At 45.8% G+C, this 467-nt stretch carries 1 protein-coding gene; it reads right to left on the bottom strand.

The window, feature by feature from the left end:
* Positions 1–467, bottom strand: a 467-nt coding sequence (locus D7V32_RS17075) for an FAD-dependent oxidoreductase (RefSeq protein ID WP_120403952.1), incomplete at both ends; no start/stop codon positions are given.

Raw genomic sequence — 467 nt, 5'->3', positions numbered from 1 at the left:
CATTTGCTGTTTCATCTGCGCCTTTGATGTCTGCGACACGCTGCAGATTCATAATATCTACGCCATATTCACGAACGTGCGCTTCCATTTCAGCAGCAAACTTAGGACCTTGGGTCTTTTGAATTGACGTATAGTTTTCAATATCCATGGTATCCATGACCTGACCGCCCATGCGTTCAGCGACAATACCTGTTTTAATGCCTTTACGCGCCGCATAGATGGCAGAGGTATTCCCCGCAGGGCCGCCGCCAATGACTAACACATCAAATACATCTTTGGCATTTAACTTTTCAGCATCTTTGGCTGCAGCGTTGGTATCCAATTTCGCAATAATTTCTTCCAAAGTCATACGGCCTTGACCGATATGTTCATTGTCTTGGAATACCATTGGTACAGCCATGATTTTGCGTTCTTCCACTTCGTCTTGGAAGAATGCGCCATCAATCATAGTCGCCGTTGTGCCAGGA

The sequence above is a fragment of the Acinetobacter tianfuensis genome (genome assembly GCF_003611465.1).
Classification (GTDB): domain Bacteria; phylum Pseudomonadota; class Gammaproteobacteria; order Pseudomonadales; family Moraxellaceae; genus Acinetobacter; species Acinetobacter tianfuensis.
This window is presented reverse-complemented; position numbering and strand designations above follow the sequence as displayed.